Source organism: Methylocystis sp., from assembly GCF_021731785.1.
GTDB lineage: Bacteria > Pseudomonadota > Alphaproteobacteria > Rhizobiales > Beijerinckiaceae > Methylocystis.
This window is the reverse complement of the sequence record NZ_JAKFWS010000151.1, coordinates 1-3376: the sequence shown is the minus strand read 5'-3', so window position 1 is coordinate 3376 and position 3376 is coordinate 1. Positions and strand designations below refer to the sequence as shown.

Genomic DNA, 3376 nt, shown 5'->3' with positions numbered 1-3376 from the left:
CGCCTCGCCGAGGAAGGCCAGCAACGTCTCGATGCTGTCGCCACGCCTGCCGCTGGCGACGTCGACCCAGCGCCACGTCAGGCGATTGACGCGAAGCCCCGGCCAGCAGCGGGCCAGCGTCGCGCGGTTCGGCAAGCCTTGCGGCAAGGCGGCTGTAGTTTTATGGTCCGAACTGCTTAAAGCTCGCCAGCTAAGCGCATTCGGAGTCCCGCCGGTCGCCGCCGGCGGGCTCTTTGCTGTGAGGGCCATGGCGCGTCACGCGGAGGCTTTGGCGGCAAGGCGCGCGTCGCGCTTGGCGATTACACCTCTCTCCCATTCGTCGATTTCAGGCGCGAGCCACGCGATTGTGCGCACGCCAATCCGAACTGGGGTTGGAAAGGTCCCGTCCTTCACCCGGCGGTGCAAGCTCGCGCGCGAGAGACGCGTGCGCGCCAAAACATCTGGCACGCGTAAAAATTTTGGCTGTGACATGTGTGTCGCTCCGATTGGTTCCGGACGACACCCTGAATATTCACGCTTTTTCAGTTGGTCACTGCAAATTTGAAAAAAGTTTTTGGAGTAGGCCTGTCCGAGGCAGTTACTTCACCAGCGGCGGGCGCAATGTAACCGAGCGCCGCCACTTAGTGGGGTGCCGGCGTCGCCACATGCTCCAAGCCTTGGTCTCTGATATGCCGACTGCTTCTGCGGCGCTCGGTATCGCGGCCGTGATCGATTGCCCGTCTTCGAGCCGCCATTGGATAGCGTCGTAAAGCGACAAAAACTCGCCGTGCCTGTGTATGGCTTTTTGTTTCACCCGGTTGAAAACTGGTTTGAGTCGCCAATTGGGAACTCTGCTAACCGGGATAGGCACTGGGCTTAAAATGATGGCGAGCAACTTTCGCTCATACGTTCCGATCGGCTTGTCGCTCAACAAGAATTTTACGAGGCCATCGACATCCGGCTCTTCGCGCTCGGCATTGTCGAAAAAGGGGAGCACTACGTCTTGCAGAGTAGGCTCCGTCATCGTCTGCCCCCGATCGACACAACATTCTCGGAGGGAGACGCCGGAGCGATAATTTCCGCGACGTGTTGCTCCCACAATTCGAGCGCGCGGCGCTTTTCTTTCAGTCGCTCGTATTTGTCATAGTGAACGCCATGCACGTCGGACTGCGCGTGCGCCAGGACGGCTAATCTGTCTTCGCGCAGCACACCAAGAGCGGCGAGCCCGGTTGCGACAGTCCTTCTAAAATCATGCGGCGTTGGCTGGTTTGCTTTGAGCGATGCAACCGCCTCTTCGTCGCCGGGCTCTTTCGCGGCGAGCCCGCCAATGATTTTTTTCAGCGCCTGCGACATGGAATGACGAGCGACGGGGCCGCCGCGCTCAACGAAGTGTGACGGAAAGACGTGCGCCTGTCCCTCGAACCTATTGGCAAGCTGCCGGCGGACGATTCCCAGCGCCATAGGCGCGAGCGGCATAACATGCGGCCGTCCTGCCTTCATGCGGCTCGCGCGTATCTCCAGACGCGCCCGCGCGCCGTTGTCGGCGTCTTTGACTTCCGCAATCTCTAATCCTGCGGCCTCACCGGGCCGTAGTCCCGTCAACAGGATAAAGCGCAACGCCTCGGCGACGCTGCCCTCGCCTATCGCGCCACACAGGACGCGAATTTCATCGGGCGATAGCGTCCGATCCTTTGGCGCTTCCCTCGTTCGCTTTTTCATTCTGGCGACGGGGCTCATTTCGAGCAGTCCGCTTTCGATCGCCCAATTGAAAAGCTTTGAAAGGATCGTCTGAACCCGGTTTGCGCTTACCGGCGATTTTGTCGCGATATGGTCCAGCAGCGCCGCGGCGTCCCCCCGGGTGAGTTTCCCAGCCTTCCGCGCACCCCAGGATGGCTGGACATGAACCCGCAGGAATAGGTCGTCTTGCTCCCAACTCGACTTGTTGGGTTTGGCATAGCGCTCGATATATGCGCCTGCGAGCGCGTCGAATGATAAGTCTCGGGCTTCGGCCTCTCGCTTCAGGCGACGTTCGCCCTGTGGATCGCCGCCTCCGGCCACGGCAACGCGAAGCGCCTCGGCCCATGCCCTTGCGGCCGACAGGCCGACTTCGGGATAACGCCCGCCACCTGTCCGTTTGAACGACACAGAGCCCTTGGGGCGATAGCGGAAATTCCATGTCCGCGCGCCGCTCGGCATGACGCGAAGGCAGAGCCCCGAGATTTTAGTGTCCCAATACTCGGTGAGCTTGTCGCCGGGACTTATGGCGCGGACGAATGCGTCGGTCAGAATTTGCGATGGCATAATGGCGCCCCCGTTCCCCGAACCCACGCACTTGTCTGAAAGGCCCCTTGTCCTGGCTTCGTGGGTTCAACGTGGGTTCAAAAAGTCCGAGATGCTGTGAGACTTCGTGAACCCACTTGACGGGATATGAACACCAAATTTACAGTAAAACAAGCGCAAAATGAGTTGCTGTGAACAAGTGCGATAATGCCTGAAACACTATTTTACATGTCTGGGGGACAAGGGGTCGTGGGTTCGAATCCCGCCACTCCGACCAAGAACCGCTATTGGTTCGAGGCTCATCCCGCCGCCTGAAGTTGCGCCAGCGCCTTCTTAGCCAATGACGCGCCTCTGCGCGAGTATTTCAGCAAATGAGTGCCATAGGCGACCTTGCGTGCGCGGCGCAGATAGGCGATCGCACTTTTGACATGCCGATCGGCGTGAGCCTTTTGCGCCATCACCGCATGATCGATCGCATTGTCGATATGCTGGACGAAAGACGAGCTGTGCGCCGGTTCTTCGCCATAGGGAATCGCCTTGTTGATCTCTGCTATCGCTTCGGCGATATGATCCTCGGCGCGCGCGGCGCCAGGAATGACGAGCGCCGCTATCGCGAAACCAATCGAAGCGCTCAAAAATCCACGTCTGTCCATGATTAACTCCTATCAATCGCGCCAAAGCGCCGGTTGGGCTTTTCTTACCGAGTCCTGGCGCCCATCAAGCTAATACCGATCCCCATTGAAGCAGACTCATTGGGTCTTCACGAATCGGCTTTCGTCTGATTCTAGTTGGCGAACTCCAGGGGGTTCGCCATGGCGGCTGCGATTGGACTGCGGGAAGACTTTGACGCGGATGCGCTTCGGGCGATTGCGAAGCGCGCGAAAGATGGGCCTCAGGCACGCAGGCTCCTGGCGCTCGCCGCAATTTACGACGGCGCGCCGCGCGGCGAGGCGGCGAAGATTGGCGGCGTGACGCTCCAGGTCGTTCGCGACTGGGTTTTGCGCTTCAATGCGCATGGCGAGAGTGGCCTCGTTGACCGCAAGGCGCCGGGTCAACCGTCGCTCTTGAAGAACGAACATCGCGCCGCGCTCATGCGCATGATCGAGGACGGTCCGAC

6 protein-coding genes are annotated in these 3376 nt (G+C 59.9%); 1 reads left to right on the top strand and 5 read right to left on the bottom strand.

Annotation, left to right across the window (positions count from 1 at the left end; all coding sequences use genetic code 11):
- The 5 genes from QZ964_RS19640 to smbP form a co-directional block, all read right to left on the bottom strand.
- On the bottom strand, positions 1 to 249 hold a 249-nt coding region (locus QZ964_RS19640; RefSeq protein ID WP_292533748.1), incomplete at its 3' end, for a hypothetical protein.
- Between the two features lie 6 nt (positions 250 to 255).
- A complete protein-coding gene (locus QZ964_RS19635; RefSeq protein ID WP_292533746.1) occupies positions 256 to 471 on the bottom strand; it encodes an AlpA family transcriptional regulator in 216 nt (71 codons plus the stop codon).
- A gap of 106 nt (positions 472 to 577) precedes the next feature.
- Positions 578 to 1003, bottom strand: a complete 426-nt coding sequence (locus QZ964_RS19630; protein WP_292533744.1) for a hypothetical protein — start codon at positions 1001 to 1003, stop codon at positions 578 to 580.
- Positions 1000 to 2280 (bottom strand): site-specific integrase, encoded by a 1281-nt coding sequence (locus QZ964_RS19625; RefSeq protein ID WP_292533742.1) that lies wholly within the window; start codon positions 2278 to 2280, stop codon positions 1000 to 1002. The genes QZ964_RS19630 and QZ964_RS19625 overlap by 4 nt, the downstream gene beginning before the upstream one ends.
- A gap of 278 nt (positions 2281 to 2558) precedes the next feature.
- On the bottom strand, positions 2559 to 2912 hold the full coding sequence (gene smbP / locus QZ964_RS19620) for a small metal-binding protein SmbP (protein ID WP_292533740.1): 354 nt from the start codon (positions 2910 to 2912) through the stop codon (positions 2559 to 2561).
- A 159-nt stretch (positions 2913 to 3071) separates the two neighbouring features.
- Here smbP and QZ964_RS19615 point away from each other — a divergent pair.
- A partial coding sequence (locus QZ964_RS19615) for a helix-turn-helix domain-containing protein (RefSeq protein ID WP_292531264.1) occupies positions 3072 to 3376 on the top strand: 305 nt, incomplete at its 3' end.

What these genes read in the sequence shown, in the direction of transcription:
- QZ964_RS19630 (WP_292533744.1), bottom strand. Translation starts at nt 1,003, where the DNA reads ATGACGGAGCCTACTCTGCAAGACGTAGTGCTCCCCTTTTTCGACAAT.
- smbP (WP_292533740.1), bottom strand. Translation starts at nt 2,912, where the DNA reads ATGGACAGACGTGGATTTTTGAGCGCTTCGATTGGTTTCGCGATAGCG.
- QZ964_RS19635 (WP_292533746.1), bottom strand. Translation starts at nt 471, where the DNA reads ATGTCACAGCCAAAATTTTTACGCGTGCCAGATGTTTTGGCGCGCACG.
- QZ964_RS19625 (WP_292533742.1), bottom strand. Translation starts at nt 2,280, where the DNA reads ATGCCATCGCAAATTCTGACCGACGCATTCGTCCGCGCCATAAGTCCC.